Origin of the sequence: Arthrobacter cheniae (assembly GCF_003602275.1) — a bacterium.
Taxonomy (GTDB): Bacteria; Actinomycetota; Actinomycetes; order Actinomycetales; family Micrococcaceae; genus Arthrobacter_D; species Arthrobacter_D cheniae.
Window position 1 is genome coordinate 164,705 of record NZ_QZVT01000004.1, and the last position, 16,433, is coordinate 181,137.

18 protein-coding genes and 1 pseudogene are annotated in these 16,433 nt (G+C 63.4%); 7 read left to right on the plus strand and 12 right to left on the minus strand.

Going from position 1 to position 16,433, the window contains the following annotated elements; all coding sequences use genetic code 11:
- The first annotated feature begins 185 nt into the window (after nucleotides 1–185).
- Nucleotides 186–791 (plus strand): hypothetical protein, encoded by a 606-nt coding sequence (locus tag D6T63_RS08595; protein WP_120148601.1) that lies wholly within the window; start codon nucleotides 186–188, stop codon nucleotides 789–791.
- Nucleotides 792–971: 180 nt separating this feature from the next.
- Here the strand turns inward: D6T63_RS08595 and D6T63_RS08600 are convergent, their stop codons facing one another.
- From D6T63_RS08600 to D6T63_RS08620, 5 genes and pseudogenes are all read right to left on the minus strand, one after another.
- Nucleotides 972–1,835, minus strand: a complete 864-nt coding sequence (locus D6T63_RS08600) for an oxygenase MpaB family protein (protein WP_120148602.1) — start codon at nucleotides 1,833–1,835, stop codon at nucleotides 972–974.
- Nucleotides 1,836–1,966: 131 nt separating this feature from the next.
- A pseudogene (locus D6T63_RS08605) lies at nucleotides 1,967–2,200 on the minus strand (helix-turn-helix domain-containing protein); the annotation flags it as partial.
- Nucleotides 2,200–2,697 (minus strand): DUF2975 domain-containing protein, encoded by a 498-nt coding sequence (locus D6T63_RS08610; protein ID WP_120148603.1) that lies wholly within the window; start codon nucleotides 2,695–2,697, stop codon nucleotides 2,200–2,202. The gene D6T63_RS08610 and the pseudogene D6T63_RS08605, both read right to left, overlap by 1 nt.
- Nucleotides 2,698–2,823: 126 nt before the next feature.
- The gene (locus D6T63_RS08615) at nucleotides 2,824–3,027 is read right to left on the minus strand and encodes a helix-turn-helix domain-containing protein (RefSeq protein ID WP_120148927.1); all 204 of its coding nucleotides are present in this window, start codon (nucleotides 3,025–3,027) and stop codon (nucleotides 2,824–2,826) included.
- Nucleotides 3,028–3,239: 212 nt separating this feature from the next.
- Nucleotides 3,240–3,659, minus strand: coding sequence for a DUF3151 domain-containing protein (locus D6T63_RS08620; RefSeq protein WP_120148604.1), 420 nt, complete (start codon nucleotides 3,657–3,659; stop codon nucleotides 3,240–3,242).
- Between D6T63_RS08620 and D6T63_RS08625 the strand changes: the two genes are divergently transcribed.
- The 5 genes from D6T63_RS08625 (at nucleotide 3,584) to D6T63_RS08645 (ending at nucleotide 9,535) form a co-directional block, all read left to right on the plus strand.
- Nucleotides 3,584–4,051 (plus strand): copper amine oxidase, encoded by a 468-nt coding sequence (locus D6T63_RS08625; protein WP_235830639.1) that lies wholly within the window; start codon nucleotides 3,584–3,586, stop codon nucleotides 4,049–4,051. The genes D6T63_RS08620 and D6T63_RS08625 overlap by 76 nt on opposite strands.
- Nucleotides 4,052–4,485: 434 nt before the next feature.
- Nucleotides 4,486–5,988: an APC family permease gene (locus tag D6T63_RS08630; protein WP_120148605.1), complete on the plus strand. Its 1,503-nt coding sequence runs from the start codon at nucleotides 4,486–4,488 to the stop codon at nucleotides 5,986–5,988.
- A 186-nt stretch (nucleotides 5,989–6,174) separates the two neighbouring features.
- Complete coding sequence (locus tag D6T63_RS08635) at nucleotides 6,175–6,870, plus strand: DUF5134 domain-containing protein (protein WP_120148606.1); 696 nt, start codon at nucleotides 6,175–6,177, stop codon at nucleotides 6,868–6,870.
- 281 nt (nucleotides 6,871–7,151) lie between these two features.
- A complete protein-coding gene (locus D6T63_RS08640) occupies nucleotides 7,152–8,333 on the plus strand; it encodes a cation:proton antiporter (RefSeq protein WP_120148607.1) in 1,182 nt (393 codons plus the stop codon).
- Between the two features lie 218 nt (nucleotides 8,334–8,551).
- The gene (locus tag D6T63_RS08645) at nucleotides 8,552–9,535 is read left to right on the plus strand and encodes an arsenic resistance protein (protein WP_235830640.1); all 984 of its coding nucleotides are present in this window, start codon (nucleotides 8,552–8,554) and stop codon (nucleotides 9,533–9,535) included.
- 187 nt (nucleotides 9,536–9,722) lie between these two features.
- Here the strand turns inward: D6T63_RS08645 and D6T63_RS08650 are convergent, their stop codons facing one another.
- The 6 genes from D6T63_RS08650 to D6T63_RS08680 all read right to left on the minus strand — a co-directional run bounded on the left by D6T63_RS08650 (nucleotide 9,723) and on the right by D6T63_RS08680 (nucleotide 14,536).
- Complete coding sequence (locus D6T63_RS08650; protein WP_182976936.1) at nucleotides 9,723–10,712, minus strand: HAD-IIA family hydrolase; 990 nt, start codon at nucleotides 10,710–10,712, stop codon at nucleotides 9,723–9,725.
- Nucleotides 10,709–10,840, minus strand: a complete 132-nt coding sequence (locus D6T63_RS20015) for a hypothetical protein (RefSeq protein ID WP_268878016.1) — start codon at nucleotides 10,838–10,840, stop codon at nucleotides 10,709–10,711. Before D6T63_RS20015 ends, D6T63_RS08650 begins: the two co-directional genes overlap by 4 nt.
- Before the next feature lie 5 nt (nucleotides 10,841–10,845).
- On the minus strand, nucleotides 10,846–11,865 hold the full coding sequence (gene fbaA, locus D6T63_RS08660) for a class II fructose-bisphosphate aldolase (protein WP_120148609.1): 1,020 nt from the start codon (nucleotides 11,863–11,865) through the stop codon (nucleotides 10,846–10,848).
- 197 nt (nucleotides 11,866–12,062) lie between these two features.
- On the minus strand, nucleotides 12,063–12,536 hold the full coding sequence (locus tag D6T63_RS08665; protein ID WP_120148610.1) for a ribose-5-phosphate isomerase: 474 nt from the start codon (nucleotides 12,534–12,536) through the stop codon (nucleotides 12,063–12,065).
- Between the two features lie 20 nt (nucleotides 12,537–12,556).
- Entirely contained in the window at nucleotides 12,557–13,267 is a 711-nt protein-coding gene (gene rpe / locus D6T63_RS08670; RefSeq protein WP_120148611.1) for a ribulose-phosphate 3-epimerase, read from the minus strand.
- Nucleotides 13,268–13,867: 600 nt separating this feature from the next.
- Nucleotides 13,868–14,536 (minus strand): TrmH family RNA methyltransferase, encoded by a 669-nt coding sequence (locus D6T63_RS08680; protein ID WP_407923726.1) that lies wholly within the window; start codon nucleotides 14,534–14,536, stop codon nucleotides 13,868–13,870.
- 74 nt (nucleotides 14,537–14,610) lie between these two features.
- Here D6T63_RS08680 and D6T63_RS08685 point away from each other — a divergent pair, with 74 nt between their 5' ends.
- Complete coding sequence (locus D6T63_RS08685; protein WP_120148614.1) at nucleotides 14,611–15,390, plus strand: HAD-IIA family hydrolase; 780 nt, start codon at nucleotides 14,611–14,613, stop codon at nucleotides 15,388–15,390.
- 16 nt (nucleotides 15,391–15,406) lie between these two features.
- Here D6T63_RS08685 and D6T63_RS08690 read toward each other — a convergent pair whose 3' ends face one another.
- The gene (locus tag D6T63_RS08690) at nucleotides 15,407–16,408 is read right to left on the minus strand and encodes a thioesterase domain-containing protein (protein WP_120148615.1); all 1,002 of its coding nucleotides are present in this window, start codon (nucleotides 16,406–16,408) and stop codon (nucleotides 15,407–15,409) included.
- Between the last annotated feature and the right edge of the window lie 25 nt (nucleotides 16,409–16,433).

Sequence of the window (16,433 nt, forward strand, 5' to 3'; positions counted from 1 at the left end):
AGTACGCCGTGCATCAGAACGCCCCAACCGGCCGCACACCGTGCGGCCACTGGGGCTCTTACCGTCCGAGTTTAGCCGAGGCACTCAGGGGGCGTCGAAAAAGCCCGGGCAGCACGATTGCGGTTCCGTTGCGATGGCCCGACCGGGCTGCCGGGCAGCACTGAACCTCCGTGCACAATGGGGACATGGACGTCTTCGAAGGACACATCGCCGGAATGGGCACCGCCTCGGGCACCCGTCTCGTGATCGGCCGCTGGGACACTTCCCCCTTCGGAGCGTTCACCGACGTGATGATGGAGGACGCCGCGGGCAGGCGCACCCTGCTGGCGCCCCGGCAGGAGATCGCGGACTACGTCGGCGCCACCTACACGTTCGACGACGTCTTGCTGTCGCCCATCACCTCGACGCTGACGCCGCACCGGCTCGTCGTCGACGCCGGGGACCTGCAGGTCCTCGCGGAGGTCGGCGCGGTCACCCTGCTCGGGCGGTTGCTCGGCCTCGTCCCGTCGCGCCTGGCCACGCATCCGCGCTGGCTCGCGCTCATCAACCCGGTGGCGTCTCTGCTGGTGAAGGGCGTGGCGACGGCGGGCTCTGCAGGCCACGGCCGCACCGAGTACTACGGAGTGACATCGGCCCGGGCTGTGTCCGGGGCGACGGCGACCTGGCAGGGACGCGACCTCGGCGCGCTCGCGCCTGTCAGCCCGCCCGTGCGGTTCGGCTTCAGCTCCGCCCCGCCGCGCCCGCAGCTGGTGTCGGTGACGACGACGATCCGCCGCCCCGAGGCCGCCTGACCGCCCTGGCCGGGCTCCGGGTGCCGGCCGTCCGCTCGCCCGGACCGCACGAATCGCCATCCCCGCGCAGCTGAGCGGGCTGGGCGGTCGCGCGGGCGCTTGAGCGGTTGCGGGCGTCGACAGGTGCGGCGCCGGCAGTTGCAGCGCCGGCAGTTGCAGCGATTGGGGTCGAGGCGGTGCCTACAGGCCCATCCGGTCGCGAGCTACGAGGTAGTGCGGCCAGTACCGCAGCCGGGCTGGAGTGAGGGGTACGACGACGCGCGCGGCGCGACGAGCGACGGCGAACACCACCCGTTCCCGCCGTCGCCAGGGCAGACCGTACGCAGCGCGGAGTGCGGCCGGAAGGACGCCCGCGGCCAGGATGGAAGGGACAGGTCGCAGCGGCCATGCGAAGATCGGCGGTTCCGGCGCGAGGATCTGCCGGGCGATCCGCTGCGCAGTCGGCCCGACGGCGAGTGTCTCGCCGATCTGTTCGGCGACATAGCGGCCAAGTGCCTCGTAATCGCGGGGCAGACGTGGGTCCGGGACGCCGAAGACGTGGCCCAGCTGCCGCATGTCGCGGTAGTAGGCCGAGCGCTCCGCAGGTTCGAGGGGGCGCAGGAAGGCGTGCGTCACTTCGATCGCCGTCCACACCAGCGTCGAGAACACCCAGAGCGCGAGCTCCGGATCGTAGGCGCTGTAGGCGGTCCCTGCGGGAATGGAACCTTCTTGCTCGGGCAGGGAACCGTGCACGGGACGGTGCTTCCGCGCCACATGGCCGGCCGCAGCACGTACCTGGTCCCGGTCGCCGAAGGTGACGGTGAGCACGGCGTCGAGCGTTCCGCGTAGCCGCTGGAGAGGGTCGGTGGAGAAATCGCTGTGCGCACGCACGCCCTCCGCGACGAGCGGATGCGCGATCTGCAGCAGGAGTGCGGCGGGCCCGCCGGCGACGATCAACCGTTCGCGTGCAATCTGCCAGGCCGTGGATTCCGGGCCGAAGAGACCCGCGTCGCCGGCGGTACCGGGCGCGGGAGCGGCCGGGAAGAACCGAGCGAGGCTCCTCATACGGAACCTCCGGCACGGGATGCGGAAGAATCACCACTCTGCGACTCCGCGCTGCCCCCGTGAGCACGGGCGGAGTCGGGATGCGGCGTCGGAGTGGCCTCGCCCCCGTAAGTCTGCACGGCGTCGCCCTGATCTGCCCGCTCGCCGACAGGGGATCCGTCGTCGTCGACCCACTCCAGAAGGTCCCCGGGCTGGCAGTCGAGCACCCTGCACATGGCCTCGAGGGTACTGAAGCGGACCGCTTTGGCGCGACCGTTCTTGAGCACTGCGACGTTCGCGGGCGTCAGTCCGATCCGCTCCGCGAACTCCCCCACGCTCATCTTCCGCCGCGCGAGCTCGACATCGATCCTGACGATGATCGGCATCAGATGACCTCGTCGAGTTCGGTGCGCAGGTCACGGGCCTCGGTGTCCGTCCTCACGGCCTGGACGAGCAGTGCGCGCAGCACGAGCACGACCAGCGCCACGGCCGCGATCATGACCGCGACTCCCCCGATGAGCAGCACCACCCCTGGCGCCACCGCTTCCCCAGGGGCCAGTGCCACACCAAGACCGAAGGTGGACAGGCTCGCGGCAGCGAAGGCCCCGATGACGATGTCCACCAGGCGGAAGGCATCCGACGAGAAGACCGTGCCCCGCCGAACCATGGTCAGGAGCCCCCAGACGCAGACGGCGGCCACCTGCAGGGCGAGGATCCCGAGTACCGTCAGCACGACGAGCGGAGTCCTGATCAGGGCGACGTCGGGATCGGCGGTGTCGAGGTCGAGCCGAAGCAGCGACAACATCACTACCTGGATGAAGACAGAGCCTGCGAACATCAGGCACAGAACGATGCGCAGTGCGAGGACGGTGAGGTGGCGCATGACAGCTCCTTCTACTGATTGTCAGTACGAAGCTATCGTTAATCGATACACATATCAAGAGCGTCGATAGTACGGTAACCGCAGCCACCAGGTTCCGGGGACGGGCCGGACCTGGCCGCGCTCAGATCAGATCGAGAAGTCCGACCCGGGATTCGTCGCGTCGAGGTAGTTGCGCACGGCGCTTTGCGGGACCCGGTAGGACCTGCCGAACCTGATGCTGTGGATCGTCCCCGATTGCACCAGCCGGTAGACGGTCATCTTCGACACCCGCATCATGGCGGCCACTTCCGCGACTGTATACAGCTGCCCCGTGCTTACTCCTGTGGACATAGCCAACACCGCTCCCATTCGCCTCACCACGCTCTGTGGAAGCTTTAACTCTGGTCGCAGGGGCAACAGCTGCACAAGGAATGCGACTACTCGTTTATGGTTTTCGGTGTCACGATTCGGGTGTGCTACGGCACTCACGGACCCATCCCCTGACAGACCGGAAGGGCGGGGTGCTCGCGCATCCCCCGCCCTTCCCGGTGACCTCTGATATGTCAGTTCGCCAGCTGTGCGCTCGCCTCCGGATCCGACTCCTTGAGGAACACCGCGATGCGCTCGGCCTCCTCGATCTCACCGATGGACGCTGCTGCGCGGCCGAGCGCATACAGCGCGCGGAGGAAGCCGCGGTTCGGCTCGTGCGCGTACGGGATGGGACCGGCGCCGCGCCAGCCGCTGCGCCGGAGCGCGTCGAGGCCGCGGTGGTAGCCGGTGCGAGCGTACGCGTAGGACTCGATGGTCCGTCCTTCTCTGTACGCCTCGTCAGCGAGGATCGCCCAGACGAGCGAGGACGTCGGGTGTTGTGCTGCGAGGTCGAGGGCTTCATCTCCTGCTGCCAGGCGTGCGACGACGTCGGATTCCTCCGGTAGGAGGGTGGGCTCGGGGCCCATCAGGTTCCTGCGGAATTCCTCAGCCACCGGGATCAGAGCTTCTGCCCGGCANCGGGAACGAGTCCTTCGTCAGCAAGCGCGCCCAGTTCGCCCGCAACAACCTCTGGGTCACCGCCTACGACCGCACAGAACGCTTCGCCGCCGGAGAGTTCCCCAACCAAGCCACCGGCGAACACGACGGCGTGCACGTCTGGACCCAAAAGGACCGGAACATCGTCGATGAAGACCTCGTCGTCTGGTACACCTTCGGCATGCACCACGTCGTCCGGCTCGAGGACTGGCCCATCATGCCCCGCCAGAACATCGGCTTCCTCCTCGAACCCCACGGCTTCTTCGACCAAAACCCCACCCTGGACCTACCCCGCGTATCAGCCACAACCAACCACTGCAGCTCAGACCAAGGACAAACCACCCACTAAGCAGTATCCAGCTGCCTGATCAGCAATTGTTTCAATGAGGTCCCGGGGGACGTAACACGGCTTACCGCCACAGCGCTCTCCGGGACCTTAGCCTTTCAAAACCCGTGTCCCTGCAGCAGAGTCTCCAGTCGAGTTCTCAATGCAGCGGGATCCTCAACGAAGGCTCATAGCTTCTACGGATGAGCCCGGAGGTCATTCGTCCCCCGTTCGATCTGATGAACGACTGCGGACCAGGGGGCCGGCCGGCCTCCGGTTACGACAGGACCTCCACTTCGCATGAGCACACAGGGACATTCCCTTGTGCGTCTGCACACAACGAAACCCCCCGACTCTCTGACCTGCATCTACTTCGCACGGCGGAATCCGTCCCATAGAAGCTGGCCAACGGTCGACATAACTAGAAGTTCCGACAACGTCGTCAAAGGAAGATTGTTATGAGTGAAAAGCATGTGGATGGAGTCGATGGTCTTAAGAGATCAATCGACTGGAAGCAGGGTACGGCTATCGCGTTGGGCGTGCCACTGCTGATTCTTCCATCCTTGGGTTATCTCCCCCTGTATGTCTCTGCTGCAGCTATCCTGATCTGGGCATTATCGACCCTTCAGGGTTTCTTCCAGAACACCGCATACGCAGAGATGGCGACTACCTTCCCCAAGACCTCTGGGGTGCCAGGTTTCGCACAGCAGATATATGCGGATAAATATCCAGGTCGGCACGGTAAGGGCAAGCTCATCGGTGGATTCACCGCCTGGAGCTACTGGTTCGGCTGGAACCCCATCCTGGCGATCTTCGCCCTGCTGGTCGGTGGCTACCTGCACGAATTGTTTCCGGCGCTGGGCGCAGCTTTCACCGAGTACCAGCTGTCTCTCGGGGCAGGTGTGGTGATTTTCGGTGGATTGTTCGCGGTGAACTGGTTCGGCCTGAAGGACGGCGCCATCCTGAGCTACTTCCTGGCAGCTCTATCGTTGATACCGCTGGTCATCCTGACCGTGGCGCCCTTCGCGACCGGACACGTCGAGATGAGCAACATCACCGGCAACTGGTGGCCGACCGACTGGGCCTGGGACATGCACCATATCCTGATCCTCTTCGGTGTCTTCGGAATCGCCCACTGGAGTGCCTGTGCCTGGGAAACGGCAGCCATGTATGGCCCCGAATACAAGAACCCCTCCAAGGATGCGCCGAAGGCACTGTTCGCCTGCGGCATCATCTGCTTGCTCCTGTATGTCCTGATGCAAGCTTCGGTAATCGGCGTGCTCGGAGTCGACGGTGTCATCGCCGAATCCGTATCACCCCTGATCCCCGTGGCGCAGGCGGTCTTCGGTCAGACCGGTATCATGCTCACCGTCGTTATCGTCATGTTGATGGCCGCCATGGTCCTGATCATCCAGACCGCATACCTTGGCTCCTCCCGCGCCATGCACTCCATGGCGGTGGAAGGTAACCTTCCCAGGATGTTCCGTCACACCAACAGCCACGGAACCCCCTATGTTTCGCTGATAGTCATCGCGGTCTTCAACCTCTTCCTGATTTCGATGGGGAATGCTGCCGCGGTTCTTGCGGCCTCAGCGATCGGTTACACCATCGCCCACGGCTTCAGCCTGTTCGCCTACGTCATCACAAAGAACAACCCCGCCTACGCTGACCTGAAAAGGCCGTTCCTGGCACCCAAGGGTTGGAAGGGTGTCGGCCTGTTCTTCGGCCTGTTCAACGTGCCCCTGAGCGTGATCGGTGTGGTCTACCTGAACAGCCTCGAAATCGGGTGGACCTCCACCATCGTGGCCTTCGGTGTACTGGGGATCTACGTACCCATCTGGTTCTACACCCAACATGAGCTGAAACGCCACGATAAGGAAGCAGCCGCAATTCGCTCGTCAGATCACGATTTGGATGACGAGGCCGCAGATCTGGACAGGCTTCCAGATCCCATCAGGTAACAGGAACCTGCCTACGTCGCTTCCGTTAGCGATGCTCATCTCCTACGCCTGGACGAGCAAGATCCGAGGCCGATGCACCTGACCGGTTCCGGACCTATCTGAAAGCTGGAGAAGGAGCGGTATCCTCCGGGGGTCCCCGATGCTGGAAACAGCATCGGGGACCCCACACCGAAGCTAACCCCCAGAATGATCAGTGAGAGTGTGGTCCAAGTGTTTACTATCCCGGCAATCACCTGGACTTTCACGGCCGTCCTGCTGCTGAGCGGTAGCTATCACCTTCTGCATGCGGCTCGGTCCCACCAGCTCACGGACCGGGTCAATAAGAGTCTTCACGGATTCATGAACCTGCTGATGGTTGCAATGTTGTGGAACCTGGCATCGTCGACCATGCTGGCTCAGATCGCAGTCCTCGCCGGTGCAGCGCTGTGGTTCGTCATACAGGCAGTTGCCCGGCCGGAATTCAAAATCCTCTGCGCAGGTCGTCAGGGCCGGCTGAAATGCGTTTACCACAGCATCACCATGGCTGGTGCGGCTCTCATGGTTGCAATGATGGCCCCCTCAACCAGTGCCGGTTCTGGACCCGTTCCGGCACCGACCAATGTGTCACACGGTCACCATGCAATGGCACCTGCCAGCCAGACACAGGCGGCACAGGGTGCAGCGGACACAGGAATAAGTCACTCACCTGACCTGGCGCTTCTCCTGACAGCACTCTTCGGAGTTGCAGCGGTAGTGTTCCTCGTCCTTCTACTGCGCGGGCGGACCACAAGAGCCAGTACCCGCAACCAGGTGAACCCACGGCATTTCGGTCGCACGGAGCACAGCCTCGAAGCCCTCGGAGCTGCTGCCATGGCCCTGATGTTCGCCACGATGACGGCATGAACGACATACCGTCGCACACGGTGATGTGACCCATAGCCTGCGCGTGCAGGCATTCATCGGCCGGCGTCGACAACAATGATTCACCAGGCCTATTCGGCGAGTGGAAGCTTCAGAGAGGAAGCCGTCATGAGCATCATCACCCACAGCGTCGTGTCTGTCCTCCTCGGACGTGATGATCGCCGTCCGTCCGCTGGTCGAACTCGTGATGCAGCGGTAGTTCAATCCGCGCTCCCCTCAGTGACGACAAGTCACCCGTTCCCTTTGGGCCAGGGGTAGCGGCCGTGAATTCAACGGCCCTGACGCTCATTGAACTGGGGGCTGTGGTGTTCTGCCTCGGCCTGTTGGCGAGGCTGGCCGGACGGGTGGGAGTGTCTCCCGTCCCGCTCTATCTCCTGGGCGGGCTAGCCTTCGGCACGGGCGGATTCATCGAGCTCGACGGCATGCAGGAATTTTCTCACCTGTCCGCGGAAATCGGCGTCATCCTGCTGCTCCTTATGCTCGGACTGGAGTACACGGCGTCCGAGCTTTTCACCGGGCTGCGAAGGTCATGGCAGGCCGGAGTTCTTGACCTCTTCCTCAACTTCCTACCGGGAGCAGCGCTTGCCCTGTTCCTGAACTGGGGTTTCGTAGGTGCCGTGGTGTTGGGGGGAGTCACATACATCTCCTCGTCGGGGATCGCAGCGAAAGTGATCACTGATCTAGGCCGGATGGGCAACCGCGAAACCCGTGTGGTGATCTCCATTCTCGTGTTCGAAGACCTGGCCATGGCTATATACCTTCCCGTGCTCACGGCCATCCTTGCGGGCGTCAGTTTCCTCGGCGGACTCACCACGGTCGGCATCGCACTGGCTGTGGTGAGCCTGGTCCTTGTGGTTGCGCTGCGTCACGGACACCATGTATCCAGGGCTGTCGACAGCGAGAACTCCGAGGTATTCCTCCTGAACGTCTTGGGCGCGGCACTACTCGTAGCCGGCGTCGCATCAGCCATGCAGGTCTCGGCGGCAGTGGGAGCATTCATGCTCGGCATCGCGATCTCCGGTGCCACATCGCACAACGCCACACGCCTTCTGGCACCTTTGCGGGACCTCTTCGCCGCGATCTTCTTCGTGGCGTTCGGGTTGAACACTGATCCTGCTTCCATCCCGCCAGTACTTGGTTGGGCGCTAGTCCTCGCTGTCATCACTGCGGCGACCAAGATGGCCACCGGTATCTGGGCCGCAAAGGGAGTGGGCATCACCCGCTCAGGCCGGCTCCGTGCCGGAGCGACGCTTATGGCGCGCGGGGAATTCTCAATCATCATCGCCGGACTGGCGGTCGCTTCCGGCGCAGTCACCCAGGAATTAGCAGCCTTGGCAACGGCCTATGTGCTGATCATGGCCGTTGTCGGTCCGTTGGCCGCACGCTACATCGAACCGTTGGTGGGAATGTTCAGCCCATTGAACGACAGTGTAGGAAAAACCTAGCTGAACCGCCCATCCCAGGTTGATGGAAATGAAGTTATTGAAAGATATGAAGGAGTCCCCTGGTGATCGGTGGAGCTTGTCGCAGGCATCCAGCGACCAAAACTTATTACACCAGCGAAGCTCATCCGAGCAGGTAAGGAATTGATGAATCTCTCAGCAGTCCCCTACTGGTCGGGCGCGTCACCGACCCGCATGGGTAATACACGTAGGGTCGGATCATGAATACGGGACGCCTCGTTGAGGGCATGGAACAACACCAGATTCGCCTCTATCTTCTGGCAATCGTTGCCGGCGGCCTCTTCGGGTGGCTGGTACCAGCAGCCGCCGAGCCACTGGAGCTGTCGATCAATCCCGTCCTGGGCCTGTTGCTGTTCGCCACGTTTCTCGGGATACCGTTTGGGAAAATCGGGCAAGCGGTGCGTGATGTACGTTTCATGGCCACGGTCATGATCCTGAACTTCCTCATCGTGCCGGTCATCGTCTTCACCCTGTCCCGCTTCGTCGCGGACGACCAGGCCCTGCTGGTCGGGGTGATGATGGTCCTGCTCGCACCATGTATTGATTACGTCATCGTGTTCTCCGGGTTGGCCGGCGGATCAAGCGACCGGCTCCTCGCGGCCGCACCACTGCTGATGCTCACCCAGATGCTGTTACTGCCGCTCTACCTGCTGATCTTCATCGGCCCGGACCTGGTCTCAGCTATTGAACCGGGGCCCTTCATCGAAGCCCTCGTCGTGCTGATCATCATTCCGTTGGTTGCAGCCGCACTGACCCAGCGGTGGGCAGGCCGAGCCCTGGCAGCCCGTCGCATAATGGCCCTCATGCAGGGCCTTATGGTTCCCCTGATGATGCTCACGCTGGCGATTGTAATTGGGTCCCAGATAGTCGGAGTTGGGCAGGAGCTACGCTCACTGCTCGCGGTCATCCCGATCTACATCGCGTTCCTGGTCATCATGGTCCCCGTAGGGATGGTCGCCGCACGCACCGCCCGCCTTGACGCGGGCAGCACGACCGCCGTGGTCTTCAGCGGAGCGACCAGGAACTCCCTCGTCGTTCTTCCGCTGGCCCTGGCACTACCGGAACCCTTGGCCCTGGTAGCACTGGTCGTCGTCACCCAAACGCTCGTCGAGCTCCTCGGCATGGTCACCTATGTCAAAGCTCTACCCCGACTGATTCCACGCAACATCACCAGCCACGCATGACTACAGGACCACTGGCCTCAGCCCTACCGGCTGGGGCCAGTGCCACACACTCTCCCTTATTCAAGCAGTGCGTCATTTAAGCAGTGAATTGTATAGCTTCGGAGGCCGGCACCGGTCTCCTATCGTGCAGGTGCTGCGCAAGTTGTCGACCAATGGGATCGGATCGATAACCGGTGAGTGTCGGTCGCTAGCCGGCTGTCGTGAACACGGGCTTTGGATCACCGTCCGGTGTCGTGTCGGGGTGGGCGGCCCACCAGGCGGCACAGGCAGCGCGCCAGCTGTCGAGGTCGTCCTCGAGACCGCTGATACTCACCGTTGATCCCGAAACTCTGGCTACAGAGGTGCCACAGAAGTAATTGCCGTCGTCGGTCGTAATCGCTGGGTACTCCTCATAGAGCTCGCCCATGGAGCGGATCAGGTAGTCCGGACGCTCGCTCACGCACGCAGCCAGGGCTGTACGGACTGTGTCCACGCCTGTAAGGACGAGGACTGTTGCCATGCCGGCGCGATTTCCGCCCAGGATGTCGGTGTCCAGCCGGTCCCCGATGACGAGAGCCCGCTCGACGCCGGAGTGGCGTGCCGCGGTCTCGAACAGGGCTGCTTCGGGCTTCCCGGCCACCATGGGCGACTTGCCGGTCGCCGCTGCAACTGCAGCCACCATTGTTCCGTTGCCGGGAGCGAACCCCCGTTCCTGAGGAAGCGACATATCCGTATTCGTCGCTACCCAGACGGCACCCGCGGCGACCGCGTAGGAGGCCTCGGCCAGGTCCTTCCACGCAAGCGTGGGGGAGAACCCCTGAATGACGGCGTCCGGCCGATCGGCCGCGGACGGTACGACGATCAGTCCCTGCGCCCTGACGGCGTCCGCGAGGGTCTGACTCCCGACGACCAGCACCGATGCGCCCGGGGCAACATTCCCGGCGAGCAACTCTGCACCGGCCAGCGCGGATCCGAAAACCTGCGCAGCAATGGCAGGTGCCCCCAGTTCCCGCAGATGCGAAGCGACCTGCTCGGAGGAGCGGGACGCGTTGTTGGTGACGTACGCCAGGCTCTTGCCCTCCTCCGCGAGCCGTTCCAGCGCTTCGGTCGCCCCGTCGATCACCCGCGGCCCCACGTACACCACGCCGTCGAGATCTGCGAGCAGGCCATCGAAACCATCGATCAACCGTGCGGTCATCGACTACCACTCTCGCTGGCATTGCTGGTCCGCGCGTGGTGTGCTGCGAGGCGTGCGACGACGTCGGATTCCTCCGGTAGGAGGGTGGGCTCGGGGCCCATCAGGTTCCTGCGGAATTCCTCAGCCACCGGGATCAGAGCTTCTGCCCGGCAGAGCCCAGGGACACCGCAGCCTCGACGATACGCGCCGCGAGACCGGCCTCGGCCGAGGCACCCCACACCCGCGGGTCATAGGCCTTCTTGTTACCGACCTCACCATCGACCTTCAACACACCGTCATAATTCCTGAGCATGTGATCGACCACCGGACGGGTGAACGCGTACTGCGTATCGGTATCGATATTCATCTTGATCACACCATAGGAAACAGCATCGGCGATCTCCCGATCCGAGGACCCCGACCCACCATGGAACACCAGATCGAACGGCTTGTCCTTCCCGATCCGCCGACCGACCTGATCCTGGATGTCCTTGAGGATCTCCGGCCGCAACTTCACCCCACCAGGCTTGTACACACCATGCACATTCCCGAACGTCAACGCCGTGATATACCGGCCATGCTCACCGGCACCAAGCGCCTCCACCGTCGCCAACGCATCCTCGACCGTGCTGTACAGCTTGTCGTTGATCGCATGCTCCACACCATCTTCCTCACCACCGACGGTCCCGATCTCCACCTCCAGGATGATCTTCGCCGCCGCCGCACGAGGCAGGATCTCCCGGGCGATCCGCAGATTCTCCTCCAGGGACTCAGCCGACCCGTCCCACATATGCGAATTGAAAATCGGATCCCGACCATTCCTCACCGCGTCCTCGGACGCCGCGAGCAACGGCAACACGAAATCATCCAACTTGTCCTTGGGACAGTGATCGGTATGCAACGCGATATTCACGTCATACTTCCGCGCCACCTCCTTCGCGAACGCCGCGAACCCCAACGACCCCGCCACCATGTCCTTCACACTCGCACCGGACCAATACGCAGCACCACCGGTGGACACCTGCACAATCCCATCAGAACCAGCCTCAGCGAAACCACGCATCGCAGCATTCAACGTCTGCGACGACGTCACATTCACCGCAGGAAACGCAAAACCGCCCGCCTTCGCACGATCAATCATCTCGGCATAAACATCAGGGCTGGCAATAGGCATACTGACTCCAATTAAAAGTTCTACTTGTGGGCTTTTCCCTGCTGGTCAGGGCAAACGCCGAATTCTGTCAGGCAAGGGGACAGGCGGAAGGTCCTTCTGTGGAAGGACCTTCCGTCCTTCAGGCAGCTGTCGAGAGTCCGCAACGTCGCACCGTTAGCTCTTTCGTGCGCCGCAGCCTACTCCTGGTAGGCGCTGATTCAGTTGGCGAGCTCACCGGTGGTTTCATAGGCGGCGATCTTGGTGATGCGGCGCACATGGCGGTCGGCGTTGCTGAATGGTTCCGAGAGGAAAGCCTTGACCAGTTCGGTGGCTTCCTCCACGGTGTGCTGGCGTCCGCCCACTGCTACTACGTTGGCGTCGTTGTGCTCGCGGGCCAGCTTCGCTGTATCGAGGTTCCAGGCCAGGGCGGCTCTCACACCCTTGACCTTGTTCGCGGCGATCTGCTCGCCGTTGCCCGAGCCGCCCAGCACAATCCCGAGGGCATCCACGCCGGCCACCTGGTCAGCCACCACCGCGGCGGCCGCATTGATGCAGAACACCGGATAGTCGTCCTCGGCGTCGTAGGAGGCAGGCCCGTGGTCAACCATCTCGTAGCCATCGGCTGACAGTGCGGTGATGAGGTGGGAGCTGAGCTCCATGCCGGCATGGTCGGTTGCGATATGAACGCGCATAAGTGGTCCTTCAGGCGTAGTTAGGAGGCGGTTGTATTCAGGCGGGGTGCCTTTGGGGTCAGCGCGAGTTGTCCCTTCGCGCGCAGCGACTCGATGGCTTCCTCGGGCGATGCCTTTCCGTACACGGCTGATCCCGCTACGAAGACATTGGCGCCGGCTTCCGCGGCCCGCGTGATGGTTTCCTCAGTGATGCCGCCGTCGACCTGAATGGCCACGTCCACCCCGGAACCATCGACTGCCGCACGGGCACGGCGGATCTTGGGCAGCATGACGTCCAGGAATGCCTGACCGCCAAATCCGGGTTCCACCGTCATGATCAACAGCATGTCCAGTTCCGGGAGCATATCCAGGTACGGCTCCACCGGGGTGGCCGGGCGCAGAGCCATCCCCGCCTTGGCTCCCCGAGCGCGAAGTTCGCGGGCCAGTTTTATAGGGGCATCGGAGGCCTCGACATGGAATGTCACCGAACTCAGACCGGCGTCGGCGAACTGCGGGGCCCACCGGTCCACATTGGAGATCATGAGGTGGGCGTCCAACGGGATCGGGCTGACATCCTGCAACCGTTCCACCACGGGCAGACCAATCGTCAGATTCGGCACGAAATCGTTGTCCATGACATCCACGTGCACGGCGTCGGCGTTGCTGATCCGGGCCAGCTCTGACGCCAGGTTGACGAAGTCGGCCGAGAGGATGCTGGGATTGATGCAGCACTTCAAAGGTGAAGAGGGCATGGTGTTTACCTTTCGGTAGCGGTCAAAGCTTGCGGATGAGTGCTATGCGTGAGCTTGGGAGCGTGAGGAACAGCCCGTACCAGGCACGACGGTACGTGCCCAGCCGGAATTACGGCAGCTGGTCGCGGGTACAAGAGGGGGTTTCGACCTTTGGTACCGCTGAGGGGAGACTCCAGGTGGGATCCATCTCGATATCGTGCCTCAACGGACCCTTCGCTGCGAATATCCTGCTCACGGCTCGTGCTGCACAACAGCCGAGAACTCTATTCGCTTGGCTGTTGCACAGCACGAGTGACGCCGTGTGGAGGTGCCTAGCTGACGAGAATTCCTCCGGTGGTGTTACGTGCGCTGGCGAGGGCAGCTTCGACGTCGGCGAGGAGTTCGGACCAGCTGGTGACGAATTTGTCGAGGCCTTCGGTTTCGAGTTTGTCGACGATTTCGTCGTAGGAGATGCCGATCGCGTCGAGCTGGTTGAGGATTTCGTTGGATTNGGGACTCCTTAGTGGTGGTGAGTGCTTTGCTCCTCATCCTAGCGAGCGGACCTCCCGGACGCAGGGGACGTCGGTGCTAATGACGACGGCGCACGCCGGCGGTCTTCGATCAGGCGCCCTGGCCGAACACGTGCCGCCGCACCCAGCCGTGCATCGCGATGGCAGCGGCAGCCGAGGCGTTGATGGAGCGCGTCGAGCCGAACTGAGCGATCGAGAGGGTCGCCTCGGCCGCCTCGTGCACCTCGGGCGTGAGGCCGGGTCCCTCCTGGCCGAACACCAGCACGCACTTCTCGGGCAGCTCGAAGGTCTCGAGGGGTACGGAATCGGGGAAGTTGTCGATCCCGATCACGGCCAGGCCCTCAGCTGCGGCCCAGGCGGTGAAGTCGGCGACGGTGGGGTGGTGGCGGACGTGCTGGTAGCGGTCGGTGACCATGGCGCCGCGCCGGTTCCACCGCCGTCGCCCGATGATGTGGACCTCCCTCGCCAGGAAGGCGTTCGCCGTCCGCACCACGGAGCCGATATTGAGATCGTGCTGCCAGTTCTCGATGGCCACGTGGAAACCGTGGCGCCGTTCGTCGAGGTCCGCGACGATCGCCTCGTGCGTCCAGTAGCGGTAGGCATCGACGACGTTCCGGGTGTCACCGGAAGCCAGCAAGCCCCGGTCCCAGTGATCGCCGTCGGGCCACTCACCCTCCCAGGGTCCGACGCCGACGGCGGGTGTCCCGGGCGCCTCGTCCGGCGCTGCGGCGTCGACGGGTTCCGACAGTGTTTCTCTCACGGTCCCAGCGTAGTCGGCGGCAAAGATGCAAGACTGGCCCACGTAGGTCAGCTCCACCCTCTGAAAGGACATCCATGCGCGAGAACGAACACATCGAGTGCTGGCTCACCGACATGGACGGCGTGCTGGTGCACGAGAATCAGGCCATTCCGGGCGCAGCCGAGCTGATCGAACGGTGGGTGGCCACGTCGAAGCGATTCCTCGTCCTGACCAACAATTCGATCTACACGCCGCGAGACCTCGCCGCGCGCCTGAAGGCGTCCGGGCTGGAGATCCCGGAGGAGAACCTGTGGACATCGGCGCTGGCCACGGCGCAATTCCTCCGTGACCAGCTGCCGGGAGGCCGCGCCTACGTCATCGGCGAGGCAGGGCTCACGACGGCGCTGCACGAGGCCGGTTTCGTCCTCACGGACACGAATCCTGACTACGTGGTGCTGGGCGAGACCCGCACCTACTCGTTCGAGGCGATCACCAAGGCTGTCCGCCTGATCCTCGAAGGAGCGCGCTTCATCGCGACCAACCCGGACGTCACCGGCCCTTCGAAGGAAGGCCCCCTTCCCGCGACGGGGGCGATCGCCGCGATGATCACTGCGGCGACGAGCCGTGACCCCTACATCGTCGGCAAACCCAACCCCATGATGTTCCGCTCGGCGATGAACCAGATCGACGCACATTCGGAGACCACGGCCATGATCGGCGACCGCATGGACACCGACATCATCGCGGGCATGGAGGCTGGATTGCACACCGTCCTGGTGCTCAGCGGCATCACCCAGGCGGCGGACATCAATGCCTACCCGTTCCGCCCTGCGCAGATCTGCAACTCGGTGGCGGACCTGATCGATCAGGTGTGAGCCGACCGGTCCAGGCCTAGAAGTAGCGTTTCCAGCCGCCGCCCCGCGGTACCGGGACGAACTCGCGCTGGACCGTCGCCACGACCTCCTGATAGATCCCCGGGTTCCACTGCGGACTCGCATGGGCAGGCAACGCACCGTCCGTCACGTAGTCGACGGGGAGCAAGTTGTCGGGCAGTTCCCGCGCCCAGCCGGAACGCGCCCTCGCATAGTCGACGACGCCGTCGTTCGGGTTCCCGGCGAAGACCACCCTCGTATCGCCGAGCGACAGCCGGAAGCGGGTGACGTCGAAGTGGTAGATGTACGAGGATTCCGACTGGATGAGTTCGCTGCTCGGCGCCAACGGCGAGAGTTGCTCGAGCGTCTGATCGACGACCTGGCTCCACGTCCGCTCGTTCTTGTGGACTATCCGTTCACCGAGTTCGTAGGTACCGCGAACGCTGATCGGCACGCGCACGCCGGCCTCGTACAGCAGCACGACGCCATCGAACATCCGCTGGTCCAGCACGTCGTAGCGGCTGGACGGGGACGAGTCGAGCAGGACCAGCTCCACGGGGATGCCGCGGTCACGGAGGCGGGCAGCCACCTCGACCGCGACCATGCCGCCGAAACTGTGGCCGTAGAAATACAGTTTCTCGAGCCGGAAGTTGTCCACGTAGCGGTTCATCGTGGCGACGACGTTGTTGATGTCGAGGCCACGGTTCGAGTAGCCCATGACGGCCATCTGCGCCCGCTTCGACAGGGCCGGACGCAGCGAGTTGAGGATCCATAGCCCCTCCTCCCAACTGGTCTTGTACCCGGGGAACAGCACCCAGCGGTCGTTGGGGAACCGGGCGCGGGCGTCGTCGTCATCGAGCGGCAGGATCCGCGTCTGCTCGCGCTGTGACTGGATGACGCGCGTGAAAGCGAGGTCCGTGGTCACCACTGCCGCAGCCGCCGAGCCGATCAGGAAGGACCGGCGGGAGGATTCACGGAACTCCAGCGCCCGCTGCAGTGTTCGGGCGTCATCGTTCGCCACGCGTCGTTTCGTCCTGCCTGCCCTG